Source organism: Arthrobacter sp. NPDC093128 (genome assembly GCF_040683875.1).
Taxonomy (GTDB): domain Bacteria; phylum Actinomycetota; class Actinomycetes; order Actinomycetales; family Micrococcaceae; genus Arthrobacter.
Window position 1 is genome coordinate 1 of sequence record NZ_JBFBEY010000014.1, and the last position, 25,378, is coordinate 25,378.

At 66.1% G+C, this 25,378-nt stretch carries 24 protein-coding genes and 1 pseudogene; 11 read left to right on the forward strand and 14 right to left on the reverse strand.

Annotated features, from left to right (window positions below; translation table 11 throughout):
* From AB0N24_RS16820 to tkt, 4 genes and pseudogenes are all read right to left on the reverse strand, one after another.
* Positions 1-282, reverse strand: a pseudogene (locus AB0N24_RS16820) (glucose-6-phosphate dehydrogenase); the annotation flags it as partial.
* 15 nt (positions 283-297) lie between these two features.
* On the reverse strand, positions 298-1,935 hold the full coding sequence (locus AB0N24_RS16825; RefSeq protein ID WP_364126590.1) for a glucose-6-phosphate isomerase: 1,638 nt from the start codon (positions 1,933-1,935) through the stop codon (positions 298-300).
* A gap of 6 nt (positions 1,936-1,941) precedes the next feature.
* Positions 1,942-3,057: a transaldolase gene (tal, locus tag AB0N24_RS16830; protein ID WP_364126593.1), complete on the reverse strand. Its 1,116-nt coding sequence runs from the start codon at positions 3,055-3,057 to the stop codon at positions 1,942-1,944.
* 24 nt (positions 3,058-3,081) lie between these two features.
* On the reverse strand, positions 3,082-5,199 hold the full coding sequence (tkt, locus tag AB0N24_RS16835) for a transketolase (RefSeq protein ID WP_364126924.1): 2,118 nt from the start codon (positions 5,197-5,199) through the stop codon (positions 3,082-3,084).
* Positions 5,200-5,636: 437 nt separating this feature from the next.
* Here tkt and AB0N24_RS16840 point away from each other — a divergent pair, with 437 nt between their 5' ends.
* Entirely contained in the window at positions 5,637-6,596 is a 960-nt protein-coding gene (locus AB0N24_RS16840; RefSeq protein WP_364126596.1) for a heme o synthase, read from the forward strand.
* Between the two features lie 302 nt (positions 6,597-6,898).
* Here the strand turns inward: AB0N24_RS16840 and AB0N24_RS16845 are convergent, their stop codons facing one another.
* From AB0N24_RS16845 to AB0N24_RS16855, 3 genes are read right to left on the reverse strand one after another with little or no spacing between them, the layout of a single operon-like run.
* Entirely contained in the window at positions 6,899-7,843 is a 945-nt protein-coding gene (locus AB0N24_RS16845) for a COX15/CtaA family protein (RefSeq protein WP_364126598.1), read from the reverse strand.
* 7 nt (positions 7,844-7,850) lie between these two features.
* Entirely contained in the window at positions 7,851-8,609 is a 759-nt protein-coding gene (locus tag AB0N24_RS16850; protein ID WP_364126601.1) for an ABC transporter permease, read from the reverse strand.
* Positions 8,606-9,574, reverse strand: a complete 969-nt coding sequence (locus AB0N24_RS16855) for an ABC transporter ATP-binding protein (RefSeq protein ID WP_364126603.1) — start codon at positions 9,572-9,574, stop codon at positions 8,606-8,608. The genes AB0N24_RS16850 and AB0N24_RS16855 overlap by 4 nt, the downstream gene beginning before the upstream one ends.
* Before the next feature lie 114 nt (positions 9,575-9,688).
* Between AB0N24_RS16855 and AB0N24_RS16860 the strand changes: the two genes are divergently transcribed.
* The 6 genes from AB0N24_RS16860 to AB0N24_RS16885 all read left to right on the forward strand — a co-directional run bounded on the left by AB0N24_RS16860 (position 9,689) and on the right by AB0N24_RS16885 (position 14,916).
* Entirely contained in the window at positions 9,689-10,534 is an 846-nt protein-coding gene (locus AB0N24_RS16860) for a helix-turn-helix domain-containing protein (protein WP_364126606.1), read from the forward strand.
* Positions 10,534-11,997 (forward strand): Fe-S cluster assembly protein SufB, encoded by a 1,464-nt coding sequence (gene sufB, locus AB0N24_RS16865; protein ID WP_214955805.1) that lies wholly within the window; start codon positions 10,534-10,536, stop codon positions 11,995-11,997. Before AB0N24_RS16860 ends, sufB begins: the two co-directional genes overlap by 1 nt.
* Entirely contained in the window at positions 11,997-13,283 is a 1,287-nt protein-coding gene (sufD, locus tag AB0N24_RS16870) for a Fe-S cluster assembly protein SufD (RefSeq protein ID WP_364126609.1), read from the forward strand. The genes sufB and sufD overlap by 1 nt, the downstream gene beginning before the upstream one ends.
* 33 nt (positions 13,284-13,316) lie before the next feature.
* Entirely contained in the window at positions 13,317-13,676 is a 360-nt protein-coding gene (locus tag AB0N24_RS16875; RefSeq protein WP_364126612.1) for a non-heme iron oxygenase ferredoxin subunit, read from the forward strand.
* 96 nt (positions 13,677-13,772) lie between these two features.
* The gene (gene sufC, locus AB0N24_RS16880; protein WP_104174202.1) at positions 13,773-14,570 is read left to right on the forward strand and encodes a Fe-S cluster assembly ATPase SufC; all 798 of its coding nucleotides are present in this window, start codon (positions 13,773-13,775) and stop codon (positions 14,568-14,570) included.
* Between the two features lie 13 nt (positions 14,571-14,583).
* The gene (locus AB0N24_RS16885) at positions 14,584-14,916 is read left to right on the forward strand and encodes a metal-sulfur cluster assembly factor (RefSeq protein WP_011691953.1); all 333 of its coding nucleotides are present in this window, start codon (positions 14,584-14,586) and stop codon (positions 14,914-14,916) included.
* A gap of 140 nt (positions 14,917-15,056) precedes the next feature.
* Here AB0N24_RS16885 and AB0N24_RS16890 read toward each other — a convergent pair whose 3' ends face one another.
* Positions 15,057-15,938: a neutral zinc metallopeptidase gene (locus AB0N24_RS16890; protein ID WP_364126616.1), complete on the reverse strand. Its 882-nt coding sequence runs from the start codon at positions 15,936-15,938 to the stop codon at positions 15,057-15,059.
* 61 nt (positions 15,939-15,999) lie between these two features.
* Here AB0N24_RS16890 and AB0N24_RS16895 point away from each other — a divergent pair, with 61 nt between their 5' ends.
* Positions 16,000-17,439: an AMP-binding protein gene (locus AB0N24_RS16895; RefSeq protein WP_364126619.1), complete on the forward strand. Its 1,440-nt coding sequence runs from the start codon at positions 16,000-16,002 to the stop codon at positions 17,437-17,439.
* A gap of 55 nt (positions 17,440-17,494) precedes the next feature.
* Positions 17,495-18,721, forward strand: a complete 1,227-nt coding sequence (locus AB0N24_RS16900) for a thiolase family protein (RefSeq protein ID WP_364126926.1) — start codon at positions 17,495-17,497, stop codon at positions 18,719-18,721.
* On the opposite strand, the gene AB0N24_RS16905 is transcribed toward AB0N24_RS16900, so the two are convergent.
* Genes AB0N24_RS16905 through AB0N24_RS16915 form a run of 3 tightly spaced genes read right to left on the reverse strand, consistent with a single transcriptional unit; the run spans position 18,718 to position 20,793 of the window.
* Positions 18,718-19,368 (reverse strand): energy-coupling factor transporter transmembrane protein EcfT, encoded by a 651-nt coding sequence (locus AB0N24_RS16905; RefSeq protein ID WP_364126622.1) that lies wholly within the window; start codon positions 19,366-19,368, stop codon positions 18,718-18,720. The two genes, AB0N24_RS16900 and AB0N24_RS16905, sit on opposite strands and share 4 nt — an antisense overlap.
* A complete protein-coding gene (locus tag AB0N24_RS16910; protein WP_364126625.1) occupies positions 19,365-20,117 on the reverse strand; it encodes an ABC transporter ATP-binding protein in 753 nt (250 codons plus the stop codon). The genes AB0N24_RS16905 and AB0N24_RS16910 overlap by 4 nt, the downstream gene beginning before the upstream one ends.
* Before the next feature lies 1 nt (position 20,118).
* Positions 20,119-20,793 (reverse strand): biotin transporter BioY, encoded by a 675-nt coding sequence (locus AB0N24_RS16915; RefSeq protein WP_364126628.1) that lies wholly within the window; start codon positions 20,791-20,793, stop codon positions 20,119-20,121.
* 318 nt (positions 20,794-21,111) lie between these two features.
* On the opposite strand from AB0N24_RS16915, the gene AB0N24_RS16920 reads away from it, so the two are divergent.
* Positions 21,112-22,710 carry an ABC-F family ATP-binding cassette domain-containing protein gene (locus AB0N24_RS16920; RefSeq protein WP_104174208.1) on the forward strand — a complete coding sequence of 533 codons (1,599 nt, stop codon included), beginning with the start codon at positions 21,112-21,114 and terminating at the stop codon, positions 22,708-22,710.
* 117 nt (positions 22,711-22,827) lie between these two features.
* Here AB0N24_RS16920 and AB0N24_RS16925 read toward each other — a convergent pair whose 3' ends face one another.
* From AB0N24_RS16925 to AB0N24_RS16935, 3 genes are read right to left on the reverse strand one after another with little or no spacing between them, the layout of a single operon-like run.
* Complete coding sequence (locus AB0N24_RS16925; protein ID WP_364126631.1) at positions 22,828-23,694, reverse strand: SURF1 family protein; 867 nt, start codon at positions 23,692-23,694, stop codon at positions 22,828-22,830.
* Positions 23,695-23,955 (reverse strand): hypothetical protein, encoded by a 261-nt coding sequence (locus tag AB0N24_RS16930; protein ID WP_364126634.1) that lies wholly within the window; start codon positions 23,953-23,955, stop codon positions 23,695-23,697.
* Complete coding sequence (locus tag AB0N24_RS16935) at positions 23,952-24,353, reverse strand: DUF3099 domain-containing protein (RefSeq protein ID WP_364126929.1); 402 nt, start codon at positions 24,351-24,353, stop codon at positions 23,952-23,954. Before AB0N24_RS16935 ends, AB0N24_RS16930 begins: the two co-directional genes overlap by 4 nt.
* Before the next feature lie 170 nt (positions 24,354-24,523).
* On the opposite strand from AB0N24_RS16935, the gene AB0N24_RS16940 reads away from it, so the two are divergent.
* Positions 24,524-25,249 carry a beta-ketoacyl-ACP reductase gene (locus tag AB0N24_RS16940; RefSeq protein WP_364126637.1) on the forward strand — a complete coding sequence of 242 codons (726 nt, stop codon included), beginning with the start codon at positions 24,524-24,526 and terminating at the stop codon, positions 25,247-25,249.
* Positions 25,250-25,378 lie beyond the last annotated feature (129 nt).

The window sequence follows — 25,378 nt, forward strand, 5'->3', positions numbered from 1 at the left end:
GGCGTACGCCTGGACCGATGACTTCACTTCGGCGGCGAAGTCCTCGTTGTCCCACTGCCGCCGGCCAAAGCCCACCAGGGCAAAGCTCGGCGGCAGCAGGCCACGATTGGCCAGGTCATACACGGCAGGCATGAGCTTCTTGCGGGCAAGGTCGCCGGTCACCCCGAAGAGGACCAGCGATGAGGGGCCGGCAATGCGGTTCAGCCGGCGGTCCCGCGGGTCCCTCAACGGGTTGCGGCCCCGCCCTGCTGACTTCCTGCTGCCGTTTTCAGTTTCTGGCATGGTTGCTTCGGTGCCTTAGCTTTCAGTGTGGGATGCTGCCTGGCCGGCAAGCGCTGAAATGATGTCCTGCAGTTGCTTGACGCCCGCGGCGCGGTCCGTGAGGTGCAGTCGGAGGACCGGACGTCCGTGTTCGCTGAGGACCTGGGCGTCGCCGGTGGCCTGTGCCGAGATCAGCTCACCGAACGTGAACGGCCGCTCCGGGATGGACAGGTCCGTGGCGGACGATGCCGTCACCTGCAGGAACACGCCGATCGCGGGTCCGCCCTTGTGGAACTGGCCGGTGGAGTGGAGGAACCGCGGGCCCCAGCCAAAGGTCACCGGGCGTCCGCTGACGGCGGCGAGCTGGTCGCGGACGTCTTCGAACGGAGCGTACGCCAGGCGGTCGAAGTAGGCCTGGACACTGAGGTAGCTGTCGTCAGCGAGCTGCGAGAGCAAGGCGGACACGGCGGCGGAGGCCGTGGCGGCATCCCCCAGCCAGTCGCCGCCGCGGACCTCGATGGCGCCGTCGATGAAGTTGGCGGGGGTCGGTTCCGGCTGTGCGTCCAGCAGGCCGCGGGCGGCCACCTTGGCGGCCTCGACGTCGGGCTGGTCATAGGGGTTGATGCCCAGCAGCCGTCCGGCAACTACCGTCGCGAATTCCCACACCATCATCTGGGTGGCCAGGCCGCCGGCAATGGCGACCTCGTTCTCGCCGAGCTGCACGTCGTCGGTGTCGGCCGCTACCAGCCGCACCACCAGGACGTCGGCTGCACCGGAGGTGACCTCCGGTGCGGACGGACCGGCCACGACCGGCAGTACTCCGGTGCCCAGCTTGCCGGTGGATTCGGCGATGAGCTGCTCGGCCCAGTCGGCGAAGCCGACGATGCCGGATCCGTCCTCCGCGATGACGATCTTGTTACGCAGCGGGTTGGTGCCGCCCAAAGCCGTGCCAAGGGCAAGGCCAATGTTTTCCGGGGCGTCCTCGTTGAGGACCTCGGCTGCTTCCTCGGCCTCATCCAGGAACGCCTGAATGTCCACACCGGCCAGCCCGCACGGGACCAGGCCGAAGGCGGTCAGCGCCGAGAAACGGCCGCCGACGTTGGGGTCGGCGTTGAACACGGCACGGTAGCCGGCCTCCCGGGAGGCCTTGTCCAACGGCGAACCCGGGTCGGTGACGATAATGATGCGGCTCTTCGCATCCACCCCGGCATCGGTGAAAGCCTGCTCGAAGATCCGGCGCTGCGAATCGGTCTCCACGGTGGAGCCGGACTTGGACGACACAACGATTGCTGTCTCGGCCAGGCGGTCCATCAGCGCGGCGCCGACCTGTTCAGGGTCGGTGCTGTCAAGCACAGTCAGCTCGACGCCAGCGGTGCCCGCAATGACTTCAGGCGCCAGCGAGGAGCCGCCCATCCCGCAGAGGACGATGCGCTTCACGCCTTCGGCCTTCAGCGCATCGCGGAGTTCCAGGATGTCGCCAACCAGGGGCTGGGAGACGGTGGCCGCCTCGACCCAGCCCAGCCGGATAGCGGATTCCTGCTCGGCGTCCAGACCCCACAGGGTATGGTCCTTCGCGAAGATCCGGGTGGCAACCCGGTCTTCCAGCAGGGCGGGGAGGTGCTGCTCAAGTGCCTGGCGGGCTGCGCCGGTGGCGTCGTAGCTGAGTGTGCTCATGATGGGTTAGGAAGCCTTCCGTGCAGAGGCCAGGGCGCCTTCGACGTCGCCCAGCAGTTCCTTCCAGCTGGCCACGAACTTGTCCAGGCCCTCGGATTCGAGCAGGGCCACGACGTCGTTGTAGGAAACGCCGAGCGCTTCCAGGGCGTCCAGGGTGGCGTTGGCATCGGCGTAGGTGCCGGTGACGGTGTCACCCGTGACGGTGCCGTGGTCGAACGTGGCGTCCAGGGTCTTCTCCGGCATGGTGTTGACCACGCCGGGTGCGACGAGTTCCGTGACGTAGAGGGTGTCCGGGTAGGCCGGGTCCTTCACACCGGTGGAGGCCCACAGCGGGCGCTGCGGGAGCGCGCCGGCTTCGGCGAGCAGTGCCCAGCGTTCGGTGGAGAAGAGCTCTTCGTAGACCTGGTAGGCCAGGCGGGCGTTGGCCAGGCCGGCCTTGCCCTTGAGTGCCTTGGCTTCGTCGGTGTCGATGGCGTCGAGGCGCTTGTCGATTTCGGCATCCACGCGGGAGACGAAGAAGGATGCGACGGAGTGGATCTTGGACAGATCGTGGCCGTTGCCCTTGGCCTGCTCCAGGCCGGACTGGAAGGCGTTGATCACGGCACGGTAGCGTTCCAGCGAGAAGATCAGGGTCACGTTGACGCTGATGCCCTCGGCCAGGGTCGCCGTGATGGCTTCGAGGCCTTCAAGGGTTGCCGGGATCTTGATCAGGACGTTGTCCTTGGCGACCTTCTTGTACAGGTGCTTGGCTTCGGCGATGGTGCCGGCGGTGTCCCAGGCGAGGCGGGGGTCCACCTCGATGGAAACGCGGCCGTCAACACCCTTGGACGCTGCGGCGACGGGGGCGAACAGGTCGCAGGCGTCAGCGACGTCGGTGGTGGTGATTTCGAAGACGGTCTCTTCAACGGTGGCGCCGGCTGCTGCCTCCCTGGCGATGACGGCGTCGTAATCGTGGCCGGTGGTGATGGCGGCGTGGAAGATGGACGGGTTGGTGGTGACACCAACAACGTTCTTCTCTTCGATGAGCTTGCGCAGCGTGCCGGTTTCGAGGCGGCCGCGGGAGAGGTCATCGAGCCAGATCGAGACACCGGCGTCGGAGAGCTGCTGTGTGGGGGTAGTCATTTTTTGTATCTCCTGGAATCGGGTTCAGGCCTGCAGGCCAGCGAGGGAGTCCTTGGCGGCGGCGGCGACTGCCTCCGCGGTGATGCCGAACTCCTGGAAAAGGCGCTTGTAATCAGCGGAAGCGCCGTAGTGCTCGAGGCTGATGGAACGGCCGGCGTCGCCGACGAATTCCCTCCAGCCCAGGGCCAGCCCGGCTTCGACGGATACCCGGGCCTTGACGGCGGAGGGGAGCACGGACTCGCGGTAGGCGGCGTCCTGCTTGTTGAACCACTCGACACAGGGCATGGAGACAACGCGGGCGGCGATGCCTTCGGCCTGGAGGGCTTCGCGGGCCTGGACGGCCAGCTGGACCTCGGAGCCGGTGCCGATCAGGATGACGTCGGCCGGAACGGTCGCACCGTCCTTGGACGCTTCGGCCAGGACGTAACCGCCCTTCGCGACGCCGGTCACGGAACCGAACGTGTCGCCGTCGGCTTCGCTTTCACCGCGGGCGTAGGTGGGGATGTTCTGGCGGGTCAGCACGATGCCGGCCGGGTTTCCGTGGTTCTCCAGCATGGTCTTCCATGCCGCAGCGACCTCGTTGGCGTCGCCGGGGCGGACAACGTCCAGGCCCACGATGGCGCGCAGGGAGGCCAGCTGTTCCACCGGCTGGTGGGTGGGGCCGTCTTCGCCCAGGCCGATGGAGTCGTGCGTCCACACATACAGCGACGGGACACCCATCAGGGCGCCGAGCCGGATCGCCGGACGCTGGTAGTCGGAGAAGATCAGGAACGTGCCGGAGAATGCCCGGGTGTTCCCGTGCAGGGCGATGCCGTTCACGATCGAGGCGGCGGCGTGCTCGCGGATGCCGAAGTGCAGCACACGGCCGTAGGGGTTGCCGGACCAGGCGTCGGTCTGCTTGGAGGCAGGCACGAACGACGGGGAGCCTTCGATGGTGGTGTTGTTGGACTCGGCGAGGTCGGCCGAACCGCCCCAGAGTTCGGGCATGACCGGGCCCAGCGCGTTGAGGACCTTGCCGGAGGCGGCGCGGGTGGAGACGTCCTTGCCGGCGGGGAAGACCGGCAGCGCCGTGTCCAGGCCCTCGGGCAGTTCGCGTGCTTCGACGCGCTGCAGGAGTTCAGCGGCCTCCGGGTTGGCTGCCTGCCAGGCGTTGAAGGACTCTTCCCATTCCTTGCGGGCCGCGGCACCGCGGTCAACCACGGAGCGGGCGTGGGCCAGGACTTCCTGGTCAACGTCGAAGGACTTGGCGGGGTCGAAGCCCAGCACGTTCTTCAGTGCTGCGACTTCCTCGGCACCCAGGGCCGAGCCGTGGATCTTGCCGGTGTTCTGCTTCTTCGGCGCCGGGTAGCCGATGATGGTCCGCAGCGACACAATGGAGGGTTTGGACGTCTCGGCTTTGGCGGCGAGGAGTGCGGAGTACAGTTCCTGCACGTCTTCGACGTATTCGCCGGTCTTGGTCCAGTCCACGCGCTGGGTGTGCCAGCCGTAGGCCTCGTAGCGCGCCAGGACATCCTCGGTGAAGGAGATGTCGGTGTCGTCTTCAATGCTGATGTGGTTCTCGTCGTAGATCACGACGAGGTTGCCCAGTTCCTGGTGGCCGGCCAGCGAGGAAGCCTCAGCCGTGACGCCTTCCTGCAGGTCGCCGTCGGAGGCAATGACCCAGATGGTGTGGTCGAACGGGGACTCGCCGGCGGGAGCATCGGCGTCGAACAGGCCGCGTTGGCGGCGCTGGGAGTACGCGAACCCGACCGAGGACGCCAGGCCCTGGCCCAGCGGGCCGGTGGTGATTTCCACACCGGCGGTGTGCTTGTATTCCGGGTGTCCCGGAGTCAGCGAACCCCACGTGCGCAGCGCCTCAAGGTCCTTCAGTTCCAGGCCGTAGCCGGAGAGGAACAGCTGGATGTACAGCGTCAGGGACGTGTGCCCGGGGGAGAGGATGAACCGGTCACGGCCGATCCAGTCAGGATTCCGCGGGTCATGACGCATCAGCTTCTGGAAGAGAAGGTACGCAGCCGGGGCGAGGCTCATCGCGGTGCCCGGGTGGCCGTTCCCTACTTTTTCGACCGAATCCGCGGCCAAAACACGCACCGTGTCAACGGCGCGCTGGTCCAAACTGGTCCATGACAGTTCTTGCTCTTCCAAATGTGGCACGAAAACCGGGCCCCTCTCTGTGCTGACGGCAGGTGGTACGGACAGGCCGCAGCGGAGGCGCGCTTAATGGCGCCGCTGCGATGTGTACCAGCCGTTCACCATTGAAACGTTGATCTATCATTCAGTCGCGTCTGAGAATCCGGGAATGCGCATTCCATGGGCATTCCTTGCGTGCTGATCTGCAGATAGCTTAGCCCCATTCCACGGGCTGGTCAGCGTATATCTCACTAAGTGGACTGAATTTTCTTATATGAATCACCGAGTCGTGCGGCTGCCGTGAGGATCGGTTAACCTGCCGGAATTGTGGAGGCTTTGGCGGCCGGAGAGCCACGGTATGATATTCGGAGGCCACCGCCGGAGGGAGCGGGCCCGCTTTGGGCCCCCGCCGCTGCGAGAACCAGCCGGACTGAACAGCCAGACAGAACAGAGTGACTGCCACCGTGAGCACAACAGATACGCCGCTGAACGCCTCCCGGCTCCCCGGAAAGATTGGGATAGCCCGCAAAGCCAAGGCGTACCTTGCCCTCACGAAACCGCGGGTCATTGAGCTCCTCCTCGTGAGCACGCTGCCCACCATGATCTACGCCGAACGCGGCTTCCCCTCCATCGGGCTGATCCTGGCAACCCTCGTCGGCGGAGCCTTCGCCGCGGGCAGCGCCGGCGCGTTCAACTGCTACATAGACCGCGACATCGACAAGCTGATGCACCGCACGGAAAAACGCCCCCTCGTCACCGGCGAGGTCACCCCGCGCGAGGCCCTCGTGTTCTCCTGGCTGCTGGGTGCCGCCGCCATCGCCATCCTCTGGTTCGGCGCGAACCCGCTGTCGGCGTGGCTTGGCCTCGGCGCCATCGTCTTCTACGTCGTCATCTACACCATGATCCTTAAGCGCCGCACGGCGCAGAACATTGTCTGGGGCGGAGCGGCAGGATGCTTCCCCGTACTGATCGCCTGGGCCGCCGTCACCAACACCGTGGAATGGCCGGCCATCGTGCTGTTCATGGTGATCTTCCTGTGGACCCCGCCGCACTACTGGCCGCTGTCCATGCGCTACGGCGAAGACTACCGGAATGCCAACGTGCCGATGCTGGGCGCGATCGCCGGCGCAAAGGTTGTTTCCGTACAGGTTGTTCTCTACGCCTGGGCCATGGTGGCGTGCTCGCTGCTGTTGGTACCCGCCGGCGGAGCGGGCTGGGTCTACACAGCCACCGCCGTCCTGGCCGGCGCCTGGTTCCTGTACGAATCGCATGCCCTCTACAACCGGGCCCAGGGTGGCGACGTCTCCAACAAGGGCGCCATGAAGGTCTTCCACGGCTCCATCAGCTACCTGACCCTGCTCTTCATCGCGCTGGCGGTCGATCCCTTCGTGGGCTCGGCAGTCATGGGCTAACCCAACCGCACCGCTGCCCGCCCATCGGGACGCTCTCTCACTACTTGCGGCAAAAACGGCAACGCTCTCTCAGGCTTTCGCAGCTTTTCCGGAAACGCTCCTTCACACTGTGAAGGAGCGTTTCGTTTTGGGCCGCAGGTACTGAGAGAGCGTCGGTGGAAAGCCCGCAGGATCTGAGAGAGCGCTGGCCGCGCAAAGAGAAGCACCCCGGTCCTTGCGGGCCGGGGTGCTTGTCTCGGGGCTGTATTGCTTGGCGGAACCCGTCCTACTTAGCAGCTAACGTCCTACTTCACCGCCTCGTCCTACTTGACGGGGCTGAACCGTGCGACGTCGGCGGCGTTCGTGGCTGCGCTCATGAGCAGCGCGGCGCCCAGCATGTGGGCACCCACCAGGAGTGCGGGAATGCCGTTGTAGTACTGGGTGAAGCCGATGGCCGCCTGCAGCAGCGTGACTCCCAATAGCAACAGGACGGCGGTACGGAACGGGCCTTTGATCCGGTCCCGGAAAATGAGGAACACGCCGAAGAGGGCGCCCGCTGTTACGAGGTAGGCGGGCACGGCATGGATGTGGGAGAAGAGGTCCCAGTCCAGTCCGTTCCTGGGGGCGTCGGCGTCGCCCGCGTGCGGGCCGGCCCCGGTAACCACGACGCCGAGGGTCACGGCCAGGGCGGAAAGGAGTGCGACGGCGGCCATCACCGGCCGTGCGGCGCCCGGCAGGGCAGGAAGGACGAGGGCGGGGAACCTGCCGGTTCGGCCGTAGGCCCGGTTCACCAGCAGGGTCGCAAACACGACGAGGGCCATCGATACCAGGAAATGGAGTCCCACGACCCAGGGATTGAGCTGGGTGAGTACCGTAATGCCGCCGATGACGGCCTGCGCCGGGATGCTCGCCAGCAGGCCCAGTGCCAGGAGGAAGAGGTCCCTGCGCTCCTTGCGGAGGTTCCACAGGTAGACCAGCATGAGCGCCGCAATGGCCGCCAGGGCAAACGTCAGGAGCCGGTTTCCGAACTCGATGAAGCCGTGGATGCCCATTTCGGGAGTGTTGACCAGGGAGACATCCGTGCAGCGGGGCCAGGTGGGGCACCCGAGTCCGGACGCGGTGAGGCGGACGGCCCCGCCGGTCACCACGAGGACCGTCTGCCCGATGAGCGACAGGACGGCCAGCCGGCGAACTGTCGCATCAACCGTTACGGGCAGCTTGGACGTCATCCGTCCGAGAATCTGGGGGAGGCGCGATGCCGTACTCACGGTTTTCTCAATTCCACTTGAACCAACGGATGGCTGCTGCGCCGGCGAATGCCGTCCAGAGCAGCAGGATAAGGGTGGCGCCCCCATTGAAGGTGCCTGCGAGGAAGGCATCCCGGAGGGCACCGCCCAGCGCCCCGGAGGGCAGGAAGTGGACCAGTTCCCCGGCCGGCCCGGGCAGCCGCTCTGCAGGGATCACGATGCCGCCAAGTGCCCCGAGCAGGATCCAGAGCAGGTTGGTGATGGCCAGGGTCGCTTCCGGACGGACCGTTCCCGCGACCAGGAGTCCCAGTGCAGTAAAGGCTGCCGCCCCCAAGACCAGCAGCACCAGCGCCGGAGCCCAGCCCGCCGTCGTCGGATGCCAGCCAAGAACGAAAGCCACCGCGCCGACCACCAGGACCTGGAGGAGCAGAACGGCAAGGACGGCCAGGATCTTGCCTGCGATCAGTCCAGTCCGGCCCAGGGGAGTGGTGGACAGGAAGCGCAGCACTCCGTAGCGGCGGTCGAAGCCGGTGGAGATGCCCTGGCCGGTGAAGGCGGTGGACATGGCGCACAGGGCGAGGATACCGGGCACGGCAACATCAACCCGGCTGCCACCGAGGCCGTCAAGCAGCGGGGTGACGGTCAGGCCGACCAGGGCCATCAGCGGCAGGACGATGGCGAGGATGAGCTGTTCGCCGTTCCGCAGCATCGTCAGGGCTTCGTATTTGCCCTGGAGCAAAATGCGGCGGAGCAGCGGGGCGGGGGCGCTGCCGAGAACCCGGCTCATCGGATCTCCCTTCCCGAAATATCCAAAAATACGTCTTCCAGGCTCCGGGCCTCCAGGCTCATCGAGCCGGGCATAATGCCGTGTGCGGCCCACCATGCTGTCAGCGCCGCCAGGTCTTCCGGCGTCAGCGCTCCGGTAACGGCATAACTCCCGGCACGGGCCTCCCGGACGTCGACGGCGGCCGGGAGGACGCCCGTGAAGTCAAGGCCGGGCCGCGACTCGAAGAGCAGTGTCCGGACATGTTCCTGGGCGGAGTCCGCGCTGATGTTGCGCTGCAGCAGCTGCGCCACCGTGCCTTCGGCGACGTTCCTGCCGGCGTCGATGATGTACACATAGTCGGCCAGCCTCTGGGCGTCGTCCATCAGATGGGTTGTCAGGACGATTCCCATGCCGGCGTCCCGCAGTTCGGAAATCAGCTGGAACACCAGCTGCCGGGACTGCGGGTCCAGGCCCGCGCTGGGTTCGTCAAGGAACAGCACCTCGGGGTTCCCCGCCAGTGCAGCTGCAAGGGCCAGCCGCTGCCGCTGGCCGCCCGAGAGCCGCCGGACTGTGGTCCGGCTAAAGGTGTCAATGCCGAGGCGCCCGATCAGCTCATCGACCGGCCACGGATCCCGGTACATGCCGGCGATATGTTTCAGCAGGGGAATGGGACGGGCCGACGGCGGGAGCCCGCCGTCCTGGAGCATGACGCCGACGCGGGAACGCAGCTCGGCGCCTGCGGTGTCCGGGTCCTGGCCCAGCAAGGAGACCGAACCCCCGGAGCGTCGCTGGAGTCCCTGCGCGCATTCGATGGTGGTAGTCTTACCGGCACCGTTGGCTCCCAGCAGGGCAGTGACCTGTCCGCGTTCGGCGGCGAGGGAGACTCCGCTGACCACCCGGAGCATCTTGCCGTCAAGGGAAGCGAGCGGGCCAACGTCCTTAATGAGTCCTGTGATGGACAGGACGGGGGAATCGGGAGATCGCACCAAAGCATTCTACGCGATGTAGTACGCGCGGCCCCGCCCCGGATGTGACTGTAGGTCAGCCTCGCCTTACTGGTACGGGGGAGTAAATTACGACATGATTGTGTTGTGTATTCCATGAGCACTCGACTTTCTGCGCCCCGAACCGGGTCCGACGCGCCCGCTGGCGCCGCCGGTTCGTTCCGGCCGTCGACGTCGGCACCGCACGTGGCCGCTGTCGACTCGGACGAGCGCACACGGGACCGTGTCCTGAACGCCGTGCTGGAGCACGGACCGGTCAGCGCCGCCGAGCTCGGTGACCTGCTGGGCTTCACTCCCGCAGCCGTCCGCCGCCACCTGGACCACCTGTCGCGCAGCGGCGTGATCGAAGTCAAGCGTGTGGCGAGGGCCGGTGCCGGCGCGGGACGCCCGGCGCGGCGCTACGTCCTCAGCTCCCAGGGCCAGTCATCGCTCGGCGATGACTACCTTGATATTGCCGGCTTGGCCCTGCAGCGCCTTGGCGAGATCGCCGGACCCGACGCGGTCAGGGAGTTCGCCGTCGAGCGCTTCGCCGATATGGAACGCCGCTACGCGCCGGAGATCGACGCCGCCGGACCGGATATCACCGCACGGGCGCAGGCACTGTCCGCAGCGTTGAGCCGTGACGGGTTCGTGGCCTCCGCAGCCTCCATTGAAGCCAAAGCGCCGCTCCCGGCAGCGCTCTCCAGCGTCCAGCTGTGCCAGGGGCACTGCCCCATCCAGCAGCTGGCCACCAAGTTCCCCGTGTTCTGCGACGTCGAAACCGAGCTGTTCTCACGGCTCGTCGGCGTTGACGTGCGCAGGCTGTCCACGCTGGCACGCGGCGGTCACGTCTGCACCACCCATATTCCTACAGGCCGTCCGGCCGCCAAGGGGCCCGACGGTCCCGGACACACCACGGACAGCCTGGGCGAAGTATCCAACCATCTGCAAGAAAGGCCGTGATGACGGACCAACTATCAGAGAACAAGGTTGCTGAAACTACTGTGATTTCGGAGATTCTGGAGAAGAATCCCGAGCTTCACGGTATTGGCACCTATGAATACGGCTGGGCCGACAAGAACGATGTCGGCGCCAACGCACGTCGTGGCATCAACGACGAAGTCGTCCGGGACATTTCGGCCAAGAAGAACGAGCCGGAATGGATGCTCGACCTTCGCCTCAAGGGCCTGAAGTACTTCGACCGCAAGCCCATGCCCACCTGGGGTGCAGACCTCTCCGGCATCGACTTCGACAACATCAAGTACTTCGTGCGTTCCACTGAGAAGCAGGCCGCTACCTGGGAAGACCTCCCCGAGGACATCCGGAACACGTACGAGAAGCTGGGCATCCCGGAAGCCGAGCGCAGCCGCCTGGTCTCCGGCGTCGCCGCGCAGTACGAGTCCGAGGTTGTCTACCACCAGATCCGCGAGGACCTGGAACAGCAGGGCGTCATCTTCCTGGACACGGACACCGCGCTGCGGGAACACCCGGAGATCTTCCAGGAGTACTTCGGCACCATCATCCCGGTGGGCGACAACAAGTTCGCTTCGCTGAACACAGCCGTCTGGTCCGGCGGTTCCTTCGTGTACGTTCCCAAGGGCGTCCACGTGGATATTCCGCTGCAGGCCTACTTCCGCATTAACACGGAAAACATGGGCCAGTTCGAGCGCACGCTGATCATCGCCGACGAGGACTCCTACGTCCACTACATCGAAGGCTGCACGGCGCCGATCTACACCTCGGACTCGCTGCACTCCGCCGTTGTGGAGATCATTGTGAAGAAGGGCGCCCGCGTCCGCTACACGACCATCCAGAACTGGTCCACCAACGTGTACAACCTGGTCACCAAGCGCGCCATCTGCGAAGAGGGCGCCACCATGGAATGGATCGATGGCAACATCGGCTCCAAGGTCACCATGAAGTACCCGGCCGTCTACCTCGTGGGCGAGCACGCCAAGGGTGAAACCCTGTCCATCGCGTTCGCCGGCGAAGGCCAGCACCAGGACACGGGCTCCAAGATGGTGCACATCGCACCGAACACGAAGAGCTCCATCATTTCCAAGTCGGTTGCCCGCGGCGGCGGCCGTGCCGCCTACCGCGGCCTGGTCCAGGTCCGCGAAGGTGCCAAGCACTCGGCCAACACGGTCCGCTGTGACGCGCTGCTGGTGGATACCATCAGCCGTTCGGACACCTACCCGTACATCGACATCCGCGAGGATGACGTGGTCATGGGACACGAGGCGACTGTTTCGCGCGTCAGCGAAGAGCAGCTGTTCTACCTGATGTCCCGCGGCATGCGCGAAGACGAGGCCATGGCGATGATCGTCCGCGGCTTCATCGAGCCGATTGCCCGTGAACTGCCGATGGAATACGCCCTCGAGCTGAACCGACTGATTGAACTGCAGATGGAAGGATCGGTCGGTTAATGACTGACATCACTACTGAAAAGGCCCGCATCGGCGCGCCCTCAGCCCAGCCGTTCATCAACGGCTTCACCGAGGAAGGCGAAAGCCTTTCGCCCATCAACTCCGCCGGGTCCAAGTCCCCGCTCGCGGGAGAGGCCGTCAAGAGCCACTCCCACGGCGGCGGCGTCGGCATTCCGGACAGCTCACGCGCCGGCCGCCTGACCTCCTACAAGCTGGCGGACTTCAAGCCGCTGACCGGCATGGAGGAAGACTGGCGGTTCACCCCGCTTAAGCGCCTGCGCGGACTCCACTCGGCTGTCCTCAACGGCACGGCTCCCGCCGTCAGTGTCACCGCACCGGACGCCGTCACGGTTGAAACCGTTGGCCGCGACGACAAGCGCATCGGCACCGCAGCCATCCCCGAGGACCGCGTCTCCGCCAACGCCTGGGAAAACTTCAGCGAGGCGACGGTCATCACCGTCCCTGCGGAGTTCGAGGCCGACGGCGAAATCAACGTTGTCCTGACCGGTCAGGGAACGGACGCGTCCGCGCAGCACCTCGTGATCGTTGCCCAGAAGTTCTCCAAGTCCGTAGTGGTCCTGGACCACCACGGCAGCGCTGTTGTTTCCGAGAACGTGGAAATCGTGGTTGAGGACGGCGCTGAGCTGTCCGTCATCTCGCTCCAGGAATGGAACGACGACGCCGTGCACGCCTCGTCGCAGCAGGCCAAAATCGGCCGCGACGCCAAGTTCAAGCACATCGTGGTCAGCCTCGGCGGCGACCTGGTCCGCGTCACCCCGTCGGCACGGTTCACCGCCCCGGGCGGCGAAGTTGAAATGCTCGGCCTGTACTTCGCCGACGCCGGCCAGCACCTTGAGCAGCGCCTGTTCGTTGACCATGCAGTGGCCAACTGCAAGTCGAACGTCCTCTACAAGGGCGCACTCCAGGGCCGCAACGCCCACGCCGTCTGGGTTGGTGACGTCCTGATCCGCAAGGAGGCAGAGGGCACCGACAGCTACGAGGCGAACCGCAACCTGCTGCTCACCGACGGTGCACGGGCCGACTCCGTTCCGAACCTCGAAATCGAGACCGGCCTGATCAAGGGTGCCGGCCACGCCAGCGCCACCGGCCGCCTGGACGACGAGCACCTGTTCTACCTGATGGCGCGCGGTATCCCGGAAGACGTGGCACGCCGCCTCGTGGTCCGTGGATTCCTGCACGAAATCATCCAGCACATCAAGGTGCCGGCCATCGAAGAGCGCCTCATCGCATCCGTCGAGCGCGAACTCGCGGCAACGAACAACTAGTGCACAGCACTAGAGAACACAGGACTACACCAGATGACTGACCAGCCAAAAGGCGAGCTTGTCTGCAACGCCAGCGAGATACAGCTGAAGCAGGCGCTGCGGATCCTGATCGATGACTTCCCCGTAGCCATCGTGAAGGACTCCATGGGCGAAATCCACGCCATCGGTGACACGTGCTCGCACGCGGACATCTCACTCTCCGAAGGGGAGATCGAAGGCTGCAAGATCGAATGCTGGGGCCACGGCTCCCAGTTCGACCTCCGCAGCGGCCAGCCGCTCCAGCTGCCGGCCTATGACCCCGTTCCTGTTTTTGCCGTGGCCGTTCACGGCGACGACGTCTACGTGGACGTCACCAACGTTGTGAACGGTGCCGAAGTCCCGAACTTCAGCTGACAGCGCCCAACGCCGTCCGCACCCCGCTTTAGAAAACTTTTCAGCCGAGAAACCGCACCGCCGCCGGAGGGCACGGTGCAGAGGAGAACAAGACACATGTCTACTCTTGAGATCAAGGACCTGCACGTCAGCATTGAGACGGAGCAGGGCACCAAGGAGATCCTTAAGGGCGTCAGCCTGACCATTAAGACCGGCCAGACCCACGCCATCATGGGTCCGAACGGTTCAGGCAAGTCCACCCTGGCGTCCACCATCGCCGGCCACCCGCGTTACAACGTCACCAGCGGTTCCATCACGCTGGACGGCGAAGACGTCCTGGCCATGAGCGTGGACGAGCGCGCCCGCGCCGGTGTGTTCCTGGCCATGCAGTACCCCGTTGAGGTTCCGGGCGTCTCCATGACCAACTTCCTGCGGACCGCCAAGACGGCCATCGACGGCGAAGCACCCAAGCTGCGCACCTGGACCAAGGACGTCAAGGCCGCCATGCAGCAGCTGCGCATCGACGCCGACTTCGCCCAGCGCAACGTCAACGAAGGCTTCTCCGGCGGCGAGAAGAAGCGCGTGGAGATCCTCCAGCTCGAGCTCTTCAAGCCGAAGTTCGCCATCCTGGACGAGACCGACTCCGGCCTCGACGTGGACGCACTCAAGGTTGTTTCCGAGGGCGTCAACCGCGCGCATGCCGAGGGCAAGATGGGCACGCTGCTCATCACGCACTACACCCGCATCCTGCGCTACATCAAGCCGGACTTCGTGCACGTGTTCGTTGACGGACAGGTTGTCGAAGAGGGCGGCCCGGAGCTGGCCGACCGACTTGAAGAAGAAGGCTACGACCGTTACGCCACGGGCGCAGGCGCAGCCACCATCGCTGCGGCCAGCGCTGTGGCACAGGCCTAGTTAGGACACCGCCATGACCGAAATCAAAGCGGCCCGTACGGGCCTCGAAGATGTCGAAGAGGCACTCAAGGACGTCATTGACCCCGAGCTCGGAGTCAACATCGTTGACCTGGGCCTGCTCTACGGCCTGAAGTACTCGGACGACGACGGCGCGCTGCTGATCGACATGACGCTCACCACGGCGGCCTGCCCGCTCACGGACGTCATCGAAGAGCAGGTGGGCAAGGCCCTCGACGGCGTCGTGGACGACTGGCGGCTGAACTGGGTCTGGATGCCGCCATGGGGTCCGGAGCGGATCACCGAAGACGGACGCGACCAGATGCGGGCACTCGGCTTCAACATCTGAGCCCTGCCCAACGTTTAAGTGCGACGACGGCCGGTTACCTCCCAGCGGAGGTAGCCGGCCGTCGCCGTAACTTCATCGATTGCTCCGTGAGTGCCCTTTTACGCCCTCAAAACGGCCCCTACGGAGCAATCGATGGCTTTTTACAGCGTGGAAGCGCTGAACGTGTCGCACTGGTTGATGTCGCCGGTCTGGTAGCCCTGGTAGAACCACTTCTGCCGCTGGGCGCTGGAGCCGTGGGTCCACGCCTCCGGTGACACCCGGCCGGTGGCTGCTTCCTGGATGCGGTCGTCACCGACGGCCGATGCCGCGGACAGCGCATCGTTCAGGTCCTGCTGGGTGAGCGGTTCAAGATAGGGCTGACCGGTCTTGGGGTCCTGCTGCGTTGTGGCGTACCTGACCCAGAGCCCGGCATAGCAGTCGGCCTGCAGCTCCACCCGGACGGCACCCGATTCGGGTCCTTGCGGATCCTGCTGGGCCCGGTCAAGGTTGCCCAGGATGTTCTGGACGTGGTGGCCGAATTCATGCGCCACCACGTATTCCTGGGCCAGCGGGCCGCCGGAAGAGCCGAAGCGGTCCACCAGGTCCTGGAAGAAGCCCGGGTCGAAGTAGGCGGTGGTGTCGGCCGGGCAGTAGAAGGGCCCGACGTCCGAGGTTGCCCCGCCGCAGCCGGTATTGGTGGCCCGGCTGAAGATGACCGTCGTGGGGCGCGGATACTCCGTGTTGTACTGGGCCAGGTAGGCCGGCCAGAATGCATTGAGGCTGTTGACCGTTCCCGTGATGCGGCAGTCGAGGCGGGCGTCGGCGTCGGCGCCGCTCTGGCAGGCCGGTGCACTACCCTGGCTTTGCGGGTCCGGCGCCGTCCCCGTCAGGCCTTCCAGCAATTGCGGATTGACCCCAAACAGGGCGGCCAGCAGGAGGATGATTCCGCCCCCGATTCCGCCGCCGATTTTCGTCCCACGACCCATGCCGCGCCGGTCCTGGACCTGGGACGGATCCAGCTCGACGTTGTCATTGAAACTCATATTGCCACAATAGCGTTACCGTATATGCCGGGACCCGTACCTGGCCGGTAAAGTTGATCCGATGCCTTTCCTCAACAGAATTCAACGCTGGGCCGATGACCGGCCCGACGACACTGCCGTCGTCGTGGCCGGCCGGCACCTCAGCTGGGCCGCCCTTCGGGACGCCGCCGCGGCGCGGATTCCGGATGCCGGAGCGGTGACCGTACTCGCCGAGGCCAACTCCGTGGACTTCGCCGTGTCCTTCGCAGCTGCCGTGGCAGGGGGCCGGCAATGCGCCGTCCTCGATCCCACCTGGCCAGGGCAGCTCAAGGCTGACATTGCGGCCCGGCTGGACGCCACCGTCGGCACTCCGATGCCTGTGCCGCCGGAAGTTGCACCGGCCCAAGCCGGCCCGGCCCTGCGCACGGAACTCCGTGACGGGCCACCGGAATCGCCCTTCCTGATCGGCCTGACGTCCGGCACCACCTCCGTGCCCAAAGCGTTCACGAGGTCGAGGCGGTCGTGGCAGCTTTCCTTCGAAGCGTCCATCGAGTTCTTCGGACTCACGCAGCAGGACAAGACGCTCGCCCCCGGCCCGCTGGCAGCCAGCCTCAACCTGTACGCCCTCTCCGAGTGCCTGTACGCCGGCTCCGAGTTCCATACCCTGGAGTCGTTCGACGTCGGTGACGTGCACGCCGCCATCACGCATGACGGCATCACCCGGCTGGTCCTGGTCCCCACCATGCTCCGGCTGCTCAGCGAGCGGGGACTGGCCGGCGGCGTGGACGCGTCGGGCGTTACTTCCATCATTTGCGCCGGGTCCAAGCTGGATGCCCGCACCCTCGAGGCCGCCCGCCGCTGGGCGCCAAAGGCCACCATCTTCGAGTACTACGGTGCGTCCGAACTGAGCTTCGTTTCCGGTGCGGGCCTGATCGCCGGCAAGCCGCTGGATGCCGGCGGAACCGGCATCGGGAAGCCCTTCCCCGGCGTGGACGTCCGGATCCTGGGCGACGACGGCGAACGGCTTCCCGACGGCACGGACGGCAACATCTGCGTCCGCAGCGGCATGGTCAGCAACGGCTACCTGTGGGGTGACGACGGGCAGGCGCTACGCTGCTTCGACGGCTGGTACACGGTGGGGGACCAGGGGTACCTGCAGGACGGCGAGCTCCACATCCTCGGCCGCCGCTCCGACATGATCATCACAGCGGGCAAGAACGTCTATCCGCATGAGGTGGAACTGGCCCTGGCCTCCGTCCCCGGTGTCGCAGCCGCTGTCGCGGCGGGCATGGCCGATGACGTCCGCGGCCAGCGGGTGGTGGCCGGCGTCGTCCCCTCCCATGGCGGCATCACGGCCACGCAGCTCAAGGCGGGGCTGGACGGGGTCCTGCCCCGGGGCAAGCGGCCACTGCAGTATTTTGCCCTGGCGGAGCTGCCAGTGACCGACCGCGGGAAAGTCAGCCGGCAGTTGCTGCTGGACTGGGTTGAGGCCGGCGACACCAGGATCCGCCGCCTTGCCTGAGCCGCTGCCTGAGACGCTTCCCGGTCCGGCTGGGGTCCGCGCCGGTAATACGGCGCTGCCGCCTGACCGCCAGCCGGTGGTCATCGCGGCCCTGCGCACGCCCATCCGGCGGGTCAACGGGGCGTTCAAGGAACTCCGAGCGCACGAGCTCCTGGCCCCCGTCCTTCGCGGCCTCCTGGAAGGCACCGGCCTGCCGGCAGCGGCCGTTACGGACGTGGTGATCGGCAATGCCGTGGGAGGCGGCGGCAATGTTGCCCGCCTGGCCGCCCTGGAGGCCGGACTGCCGGTCAGCGTTCCCGGGGTCACCGTGGACAGGCAGTGCGGCTCCGGCCTCGACGCCATTGTGCTCGCAGCGCGGCTGGTGGCAGCCGGGGGAAACGGGGCGTACCTGGCCGGCGGGGTTGAAAGCATCAGCACGGCCCCTCTCCGCGCCAACAGGGCACCCGACGGCAGCCCCGAATTCTTCCGCCGGGCGCAGTTCGTGCCGCTCAGCTACGGCGATCCGGACATGGGAACCGCGGCGGACAACGTCGCCGGGGCCTTCGGGATCAGCCGCGAGCGGCAGGACCGGTTCGCGTTGCAGAGCCACCGGCGGGCCCTGGCGGCAGCAGCATCCGGAACGTACGCCGGCGAAATTGTCCTGCTGCGGACGGCGTCCGGGACCGTGGAGTCCGACGACGGTCCGCGGGCCAGCCTGACGGCCGCCCTGATGTCGCGCTTCCCGCCGGCGTTCACGGAGGGCGGTACTGTCACCGCCGGGAATTCGTGTTTCGATGCCGACGGCGCCTCCGCCGTCGTGATCACTTCACTGCAGCGGGCGCGGGAACTGGGCGCAGCCGACGGCTTCCTGGTGCTCGGCACCGACACGGCGGGAGTGGACCCGCGGGTTCTGGGCATGGGTGCCGCTGCTGCGGCGGAGCGGCTCCTGGCCGGGCACGGCGTTCAGGCCGCGGACATCGGCCTGGTGGAATTCAATGAGGCCTTCGCCTCACAGACCCTCGCCTGCCTGGACGCCCTCGGCATTGACCCCGAGCGGGCAAACCTCGACGGCGGTGCGCTGGCCCTGGGCCACGCGTACGGCGCGTCCGGTGTTGTCCTGGTGACGCGGCTGCTCGCCCAGGCGCGCAGGGACGCTGCCCGGGCGCGCGGGGACGCGGTTCATGCAGGAGGGGACGGCGCGGCCGGACAGCTGGCACTGGCCATGATCAGCATTGCCGGCGGCATGGGAACCGCGGCCCTCTTCAGGTACGAATGTCTCAGCCGGATGGCCGAAACGTCCTAACGGTCTCCCTGCCGCGGGTCGTCGTCATCGTCGGGTTCTCCCAGGCCGCGGGCAGCCAGGGCATCGCCGGTCTGGCGGGCATAGGCCACCGTGGTGATGAAGACCGGCAGCACCAGTGCCCGCGGGTTCCGTTCCAGGCCGCGCGCCCGCGCCGAATCCCGCACCTCCGAGTATGCTCCGGCGATGAACGGAATGCTCCGGAGCATGATCGCGACGGTCAGGGCGAAGCGCTCGGGGTCCGCGCCGAAGCGCCGGAACGGCACTGCCAGTGAGACGACGCCGTCGAGGAGCCGCTGCATCGGCGTGGTGGCCGTTAATATGGACGCCGCCACGACGCAGACCAGGATGTTAAGGACGATCCGCGCCGCAACAGGACCGCCCAGCTGCCACCACTGGAACAGGCCGATGGCAAGCAACACCGGCAGGATGGGCCGGATGGCCTTGTACAGGCGCACGGGGCCGGCGCCGCTGAGCAGGAACAGGGCACACATGATCCCCAGCACCGCCGCGGCGACCGCCCAGTCAACCACCAGGAACGATCCCATGCCGCAGCCCACCACCACCAGGAACTTCAGCCACAGCGGCGCCCGATGGACAGGTGACGTGCCGGGAACGTAGTTCACCAGCAGGAATGCCTGGCCGCTCACCTGACCTCCGGACGCCGCAGCGGCACGGTGGCGCTGACCGGCGGCAGGCCGGCAGCGGACAGCTCCCGGTAGTGCTCGACGGCGGCGGCAGCACCGCCGTCGAACACCACCTGTCCGGATTCCACCACCAGGACGCGGTCCATGTCCCGGACCAGCTCCAGGTCGTGCGTGGACATAACAATCTGCTGGCTGAGGCCCGAGATGGTCCGCCGCAGCAGTTCGCGGTTGCGCAGGTCCAGCAGCGTGGACGGCTCATCCAGCACCAGGACTGCAGGTTCGACGGCGAGCACGGCGGCCAGGGCCATCAGCTGCCGTTCGCCGCCCGAGAGCTCGTAAATGCTTTGGTCCGCCAGCGGCATTAGCCCGAAGCGGTTGAGGATCGCCTCGGCAGCCAACCGGCGCTCCCTTGTGTTCCGGACGGATCGCCGCAGGGACAACTCAACATCCTCCCGTCCGGTGGGCATCACCAGCTGGGACAGGGGATCAGTGAAAACAAATCCGACCTTCCGGCGCACGGCACGCACGGACCTGACGGTATCGTCGCCGTCAACGGTCACGGTTCCGTCACTCGGTGCCACGAGACCATTGAGGAGCCGCAGGAGCGTGGACTTCCCGGACCCGTTGGCTCCGATGACGCCGATCCGCTGTTCCGTTAGATTCAGCGAGATGCCGCGCAGGAGTGTCTTGGGCTGCGGGCTGCCGTCCACCGCCACCCGGACCTCGACTCCGTCCAGAAGGATGCTGCCCATGCTAATTGGCTGCCTGGCCCGCTCCGGAGTTCCGGACGCCGGCGCGGCGGATCAGGAGATCCGGGAACGCCTTGTGCAGGGCGAGGGCGATGCTGACGGCCAGGATGTTCTTGATGATGTCGCCCGGGTAGTAGGCCAGGTCCAGGAGGAATGCCTTGGAAAGGTCCAGCTTGGCGTTAACCATCATGCCCAGCACGCCCAGGCCGTGGACCAGCACAATGCTCGTGGCCATGGCCGCGGCGAAGAGGAACAGCCCCCGGTACTTCAAGGTGCGGCGGAGCACAATGGTGGCGAGCCAGCCGACCGCCAGGGCAGCGAGCGGAAAGGCGATGATGTAGCCGGCGGAGGGGCCGGCGAGGATCCCGAGGCCGCTCCTGCCGCCGCTGAAGATCGGCAGGCCGGCCAGCCCCAGCAGGGTGTACAGGCCGACGGCGGCGAACGCCCGGCGGGGACCCAGGGCAAGACCTGTCAGCATCACGGCGAGTGTCTGCAGGGTGATGGGGACGCCGAGCCCGCCCACGGGGATGGCCGCGATGAGCGCGGAGCCGGCCACGAGGGCGGCGAAGACGGCGATGAGGCCGAGGTCCGTCGCGTTCCAGCGCTTCCGGCCGGGTTTGCTGCCTGACTTAACGCCGGAGGCGGTCTGGCTGTTGACGCCACTGTCGGTCTTGGTCATGGGAGGTCCTGTCGGTTAGTGCAGATGCAAGGCAACTGGGGATGGGGCAGCCGCCTGCGTGCAGGCGCTTCCCCCTTCCATTCCGACGATACGTCTCCGGCCGCGGCCATATTTTGTAGGGGATCCACTAACGGAGGGCGCCCGCTCTGGACAGGGTGCCCAAAAGATGACATCCACGGGCCCCGGTGCCGGGGTAATCCGGGTGGAGTGGTGCCGGTAGACTGGTAGAGGCCGTTCTCTCGGCCACATTGCCCCGGCCCTGCCCAGACTCCATCCGTTGTGCCGCGGCGTTCCCTGTTCTGAAAGGCCTTAGCTGCATTGATTACCGTCCAGGATCTCGAACTGCGCGCCGGCGCCCGCCTCCTTATGGACCAGGTGAGCTTCCGGATCGACAAGGGAGACAAAATCGGCCTTGTCGGCCGTAACGGTGCAGGCAAGACCACGCTTACCCGGGTCCTTGCCGGCGAAGGCCTGCCTGCCGGCGGCAAGGTGACCCGCAGTGGCGAGATCGGCTACCTTCCCCAGGATCCCCGCACCCCGGACATGGAACAGCTCGCCCGCGACCGGATCCTCTCTGTCCGCGGACTGGACATCGCCGTCGGCAAGCTCCGGCTGGCCCACGAAGAGATGGCCAGCGAGGACGCCGCCGTCCAGCGCAAGGCGATGAACCGCTATGACCGGCTGGAATCCGAATTCCTGGCCGCCGGCGGCTACGCTGCCGAAGCCGAGGCCGCAGCGATCTGCTCGAACCTCGCCCTGCCGGACCGCCTGCTGAACCAGCCGCTCAAAACCCTGTCCGGTGGGCAGCGGCGCCGCGTGGAACTCGCGCGCATCCTGTACTCGGACGCGGAGACCATGCTCCTGGATGAGCCCACCAACCACCTCGACGCCGACTCCATCTCCTGGCTGCGCGAGTTCCTGAAGAACCACCAGGGCGGCCTGATCGTGATCAGCCACGACACGGAACTGCTCGAAGCCACTGTCAACAAGGTGTTCCTGCTGGATCCCAACCGCGCCCAGATTGACTTCTACAACATGGACTGGAAGCGCTACCTGCAGCAGCGCGAAACGGACGAGCGCGCCCGCAAGCGGGAGCGTGCGAACGCGGAAAAGAAGGCCCAGGTCCTCTTCGACCAGGCCAACAAGATGCGCGCCAAAGCTACCAAGGCCGTCGCCGCGCAGAACATGGCCAAGCGTGCCGAGCGCCTGCTGGGCGGATTGGAAGCCGTGCGCGCGACCGACCGCGTGGCAGCCCTGCGCTTCCCGGATCCGTCACCCTGCGGCAAAACTCCGCTCACCGCGGACGGCCTCAGCAAGTCCTACGGCTCCCTGGAAATCTTCACCGACGTGGACCTGGCCATCGACCGCGGTTCCAAAGTGGTCATCCTGGGCCTCAACGGCGCCGGTAAGACCACCCTGCTGCGGATGCTGGCCGGCGTGGACAAACCCGATACCGGTGAAGTCGTTGCCGGCCACGGGCTGAAGGTGGGCTACTACGCCCAGGAGCACGAGACGCTCGACGTGGACCGTTCCGTCCTGCAGAACATGCGCTCCTCCGCCCCGGACATGAATGACGCGGAAGTACGCAACATCCTGGGCTCGTTCCTGTTCTCCGGCGACGACGTCGACAAGCCTGCCGGTGTGCTGTCCGGCGGCGAGAAGACGCGCCTCGCCCTGGCCACAATCGTGGCCTCAAGCGCGAATGTGCTGCTTCTCGATGAGCCCACGAACAACCTGGACCCGGCCAGCCGCGCCGAAATCCTCGGGGCCCTGAGTAACTACACCGGCGCCGTCGTCCTGGTGAGCCACGACGAGGGTGCCGTTGCGGCGCTGAACCCCGAGCGCGTCGTGCTGCTGCCCGATGGCATCGAGGACCACTGGAACGAAGACTACCTGGACCTGATTACGCTGGCATAGGACTCGTTTGCCGAGGTAACCTCCGCGCCACGGTGCGGGTGTTCCGTGGTTGCGTCCGCTTCGCATCGCGCACGTTGCGAAAGCGGACGCAATTGACGACGCGAAACGCGACGAGCATCAGTACCCCTGGGCGTCCAGGATCGCGTCTTCCTCTTCTTCCGTCGTCGGCTGTTTCCGTTTCCGGGGAGCGGGGCGGCGGCGGTTCGCGGCCACGGCATATTCGGGCGCACCATCCGCCGTGGCGTCCTGCACGTCAATCTCCGCGTTCCTCGCCTGTTGGCGGGCCGCGTAGCCGAACCCGATGAACATCAGCACGCCGAAGGCGAACCACTGCAGCGAATAGGACAAGTGGGTTCCCTCTTCCACCGAAGGCTTCGGGAACGGGTACGGCATTGCGGCGGCGGCCGGCGTTTCGGAGGCTAGCTGTCCGTAGGCGCCTGTCAGCACGGGGTAGCCAAGCTGGGCGGCGTAGGCCGGGAGGTCGATGGAAGCAAGCTGTCCGTCCGGGGCGCCACGCTGGAGTTCGGGTTCGCCCGGTTTCAGGCGCACGATCACCGTGACTTCGCCCGGGGGCGGCTCAGGGACTGAATCGGGGCGGCCCGGGGTGTTGTTCCCGATCGGGAGCCAGCCGCGGTCCACCACAACCGCCTGTCCGGTGTTGAGCTTGAACGGAACCACCACTTCGTAGCCCGGCTGCCCGTTGAGGGGGCGGTTGCGCACCACCCTCTGGCCGTCGACGTCGTAGCGGCCCTTCAACTCAACCTGGGTCCACTCCTTGTCTGAATCCAGCCGGGAAAACTGCTCCTCAGCTTCGGCGAACGGCAGGGGAGTGGCCGAGTAGTTGGACGTGACCCGGTTGATCTCCGCGAGGGTCTCGGCCCTGCGGTCCATCTGCCAGCGGCCAAGGAACACGCAGGCTGTGGCAAAGATTGCAGCCAGCAGCAGATAGCCCAGCCACTTGCTGGAAAAGAGGAAGCGGTACATTCAGCTTTCCCTGCCTGACGCGGTTGCCAGGTCCAGCGGCACCGTTTCTTTCCACAGGCCGCGGGTCTGCAGGTAATCTTCCAGCCATAGCCGGTGCTCATCGCAGGCGAGCCAGATCTTGCGGCGTTCGGGCGTGTGGATCTTGGGGTTGTTCCACAGCAGCTGCCAGGCGGCACCGGACCGGCAGGCCTTCCTGGAGCACATGGGCGCCACCGCTTCGGCAGGCGCAGCGCCGCCTCCCGCCAGGTCAAAAATGTTCATGAAGCTGCCCGTTCCTGGCCGTCGTTATTGTCTTCGTCCTCGATGAGTTCGCCCTGGAGAACGGTTGGACCTTCGTCTTCAGCAGCTGCCGGTGCTTCCGGTGCTTCGAGCTCCGCCAGCGGGGCGGAGTCGAGAAGGTAATCGCTGTGAATCTCCGCCTTGTCGCTCCCGTTGGCTATGACCACTGCAATCCAGGGCAGGAACACCGCACCGGCAATCGGGACAACCTTGAACCAGCCGTCAACGACGAACACCAGGATCAGGCAAACCATGCGGATTCCCATGGCCACTGCATACTTGATCATCCGCCCGCGCATCTCTTCCGAGTGGGCAGAGGCGGCATCCGTAATGCTGTGCACCTGGGCGTCACCGGAGACGGCGTCCGGTCCACCGGACATCGAATGTCCGGGTCGTTTTGCAAGTGTCACGGCTGATTGATCACGCTCCCAAGGCTTAACCCAATTCTCTCACCCTCAACAGTGCCGCCCAAACGCGGGCTAAGATCGGAGGCAGTAAAAATCCCGCCCCTTACCGCGGTGCCCCATGCCGCAGAATCCCGGAGCAAACTATGACTGAAGCAGCATCGACCGGCCGCAGCGTCCTGATCACGGGCGGCAACCGTGGCATCGGACTGGCCATCGCCGAGGCCTTCCTCGCCAACGGTGACAAGGTTGCCGTGACGTACCGCAGCGAGTCGGCGCTTCCGGAAGGAATCCTGGGCGTCAAGGCCGACGTGACCGATGAGGCTTCTGTTGACGCTGCCTTTTCAGAGGTTGAAGCTGCGCACGGACCGGTGGAGGTTTTGGTGGCGAACGCCGGCATCACCAAGGACACGCTGCTGATGCGCATGAGCGAAGACGATTTCACCTCGGTCATCGACACCAACCTGACCGGCGCCTTCCGGGTCATCAAGCGGGCCTCCAAGGGCATGATCCGCAAGCGCAAGGGTCGGGTTGTGTTGATTTCCTCGGTGTCCGGACTGTACGGCGCCCCCGGCCAGATCAACTACTCCGCCTCCAAGGCCGGACTGGTGGGCATTGCCCGTTCACTGACGCGCGAACTCGGCGGCCGCGGGATTACCGCCAACGTCGTGGCCCCGGGGTTCATCAACACGGACATGACGGCGGAACTTCCGGAGGCCACCCAGAAGGACTACCTGTCCAAGGTTCCTGCGGGCCGTTTCGCCGAAGCCGCAGAGGTGGCGAACGTGGTGCGCTGGATCTCCAGCGATGAGGCCTCCTACATCTCCGGTGCAGTCATTCCGGTGGACGGCGGCCTGGGCATGGGGCACTAGCCCGTTCCCTTACTCCCTGCCCCGCTCCAAGGTCCGCGTGCACGACGGGACCTTTTGCCCATTACACGCCCCACGCCCGGGTGTGTAATGGGCATACGGACCGGTCCATGCCACGGCCGGCCGCATCTG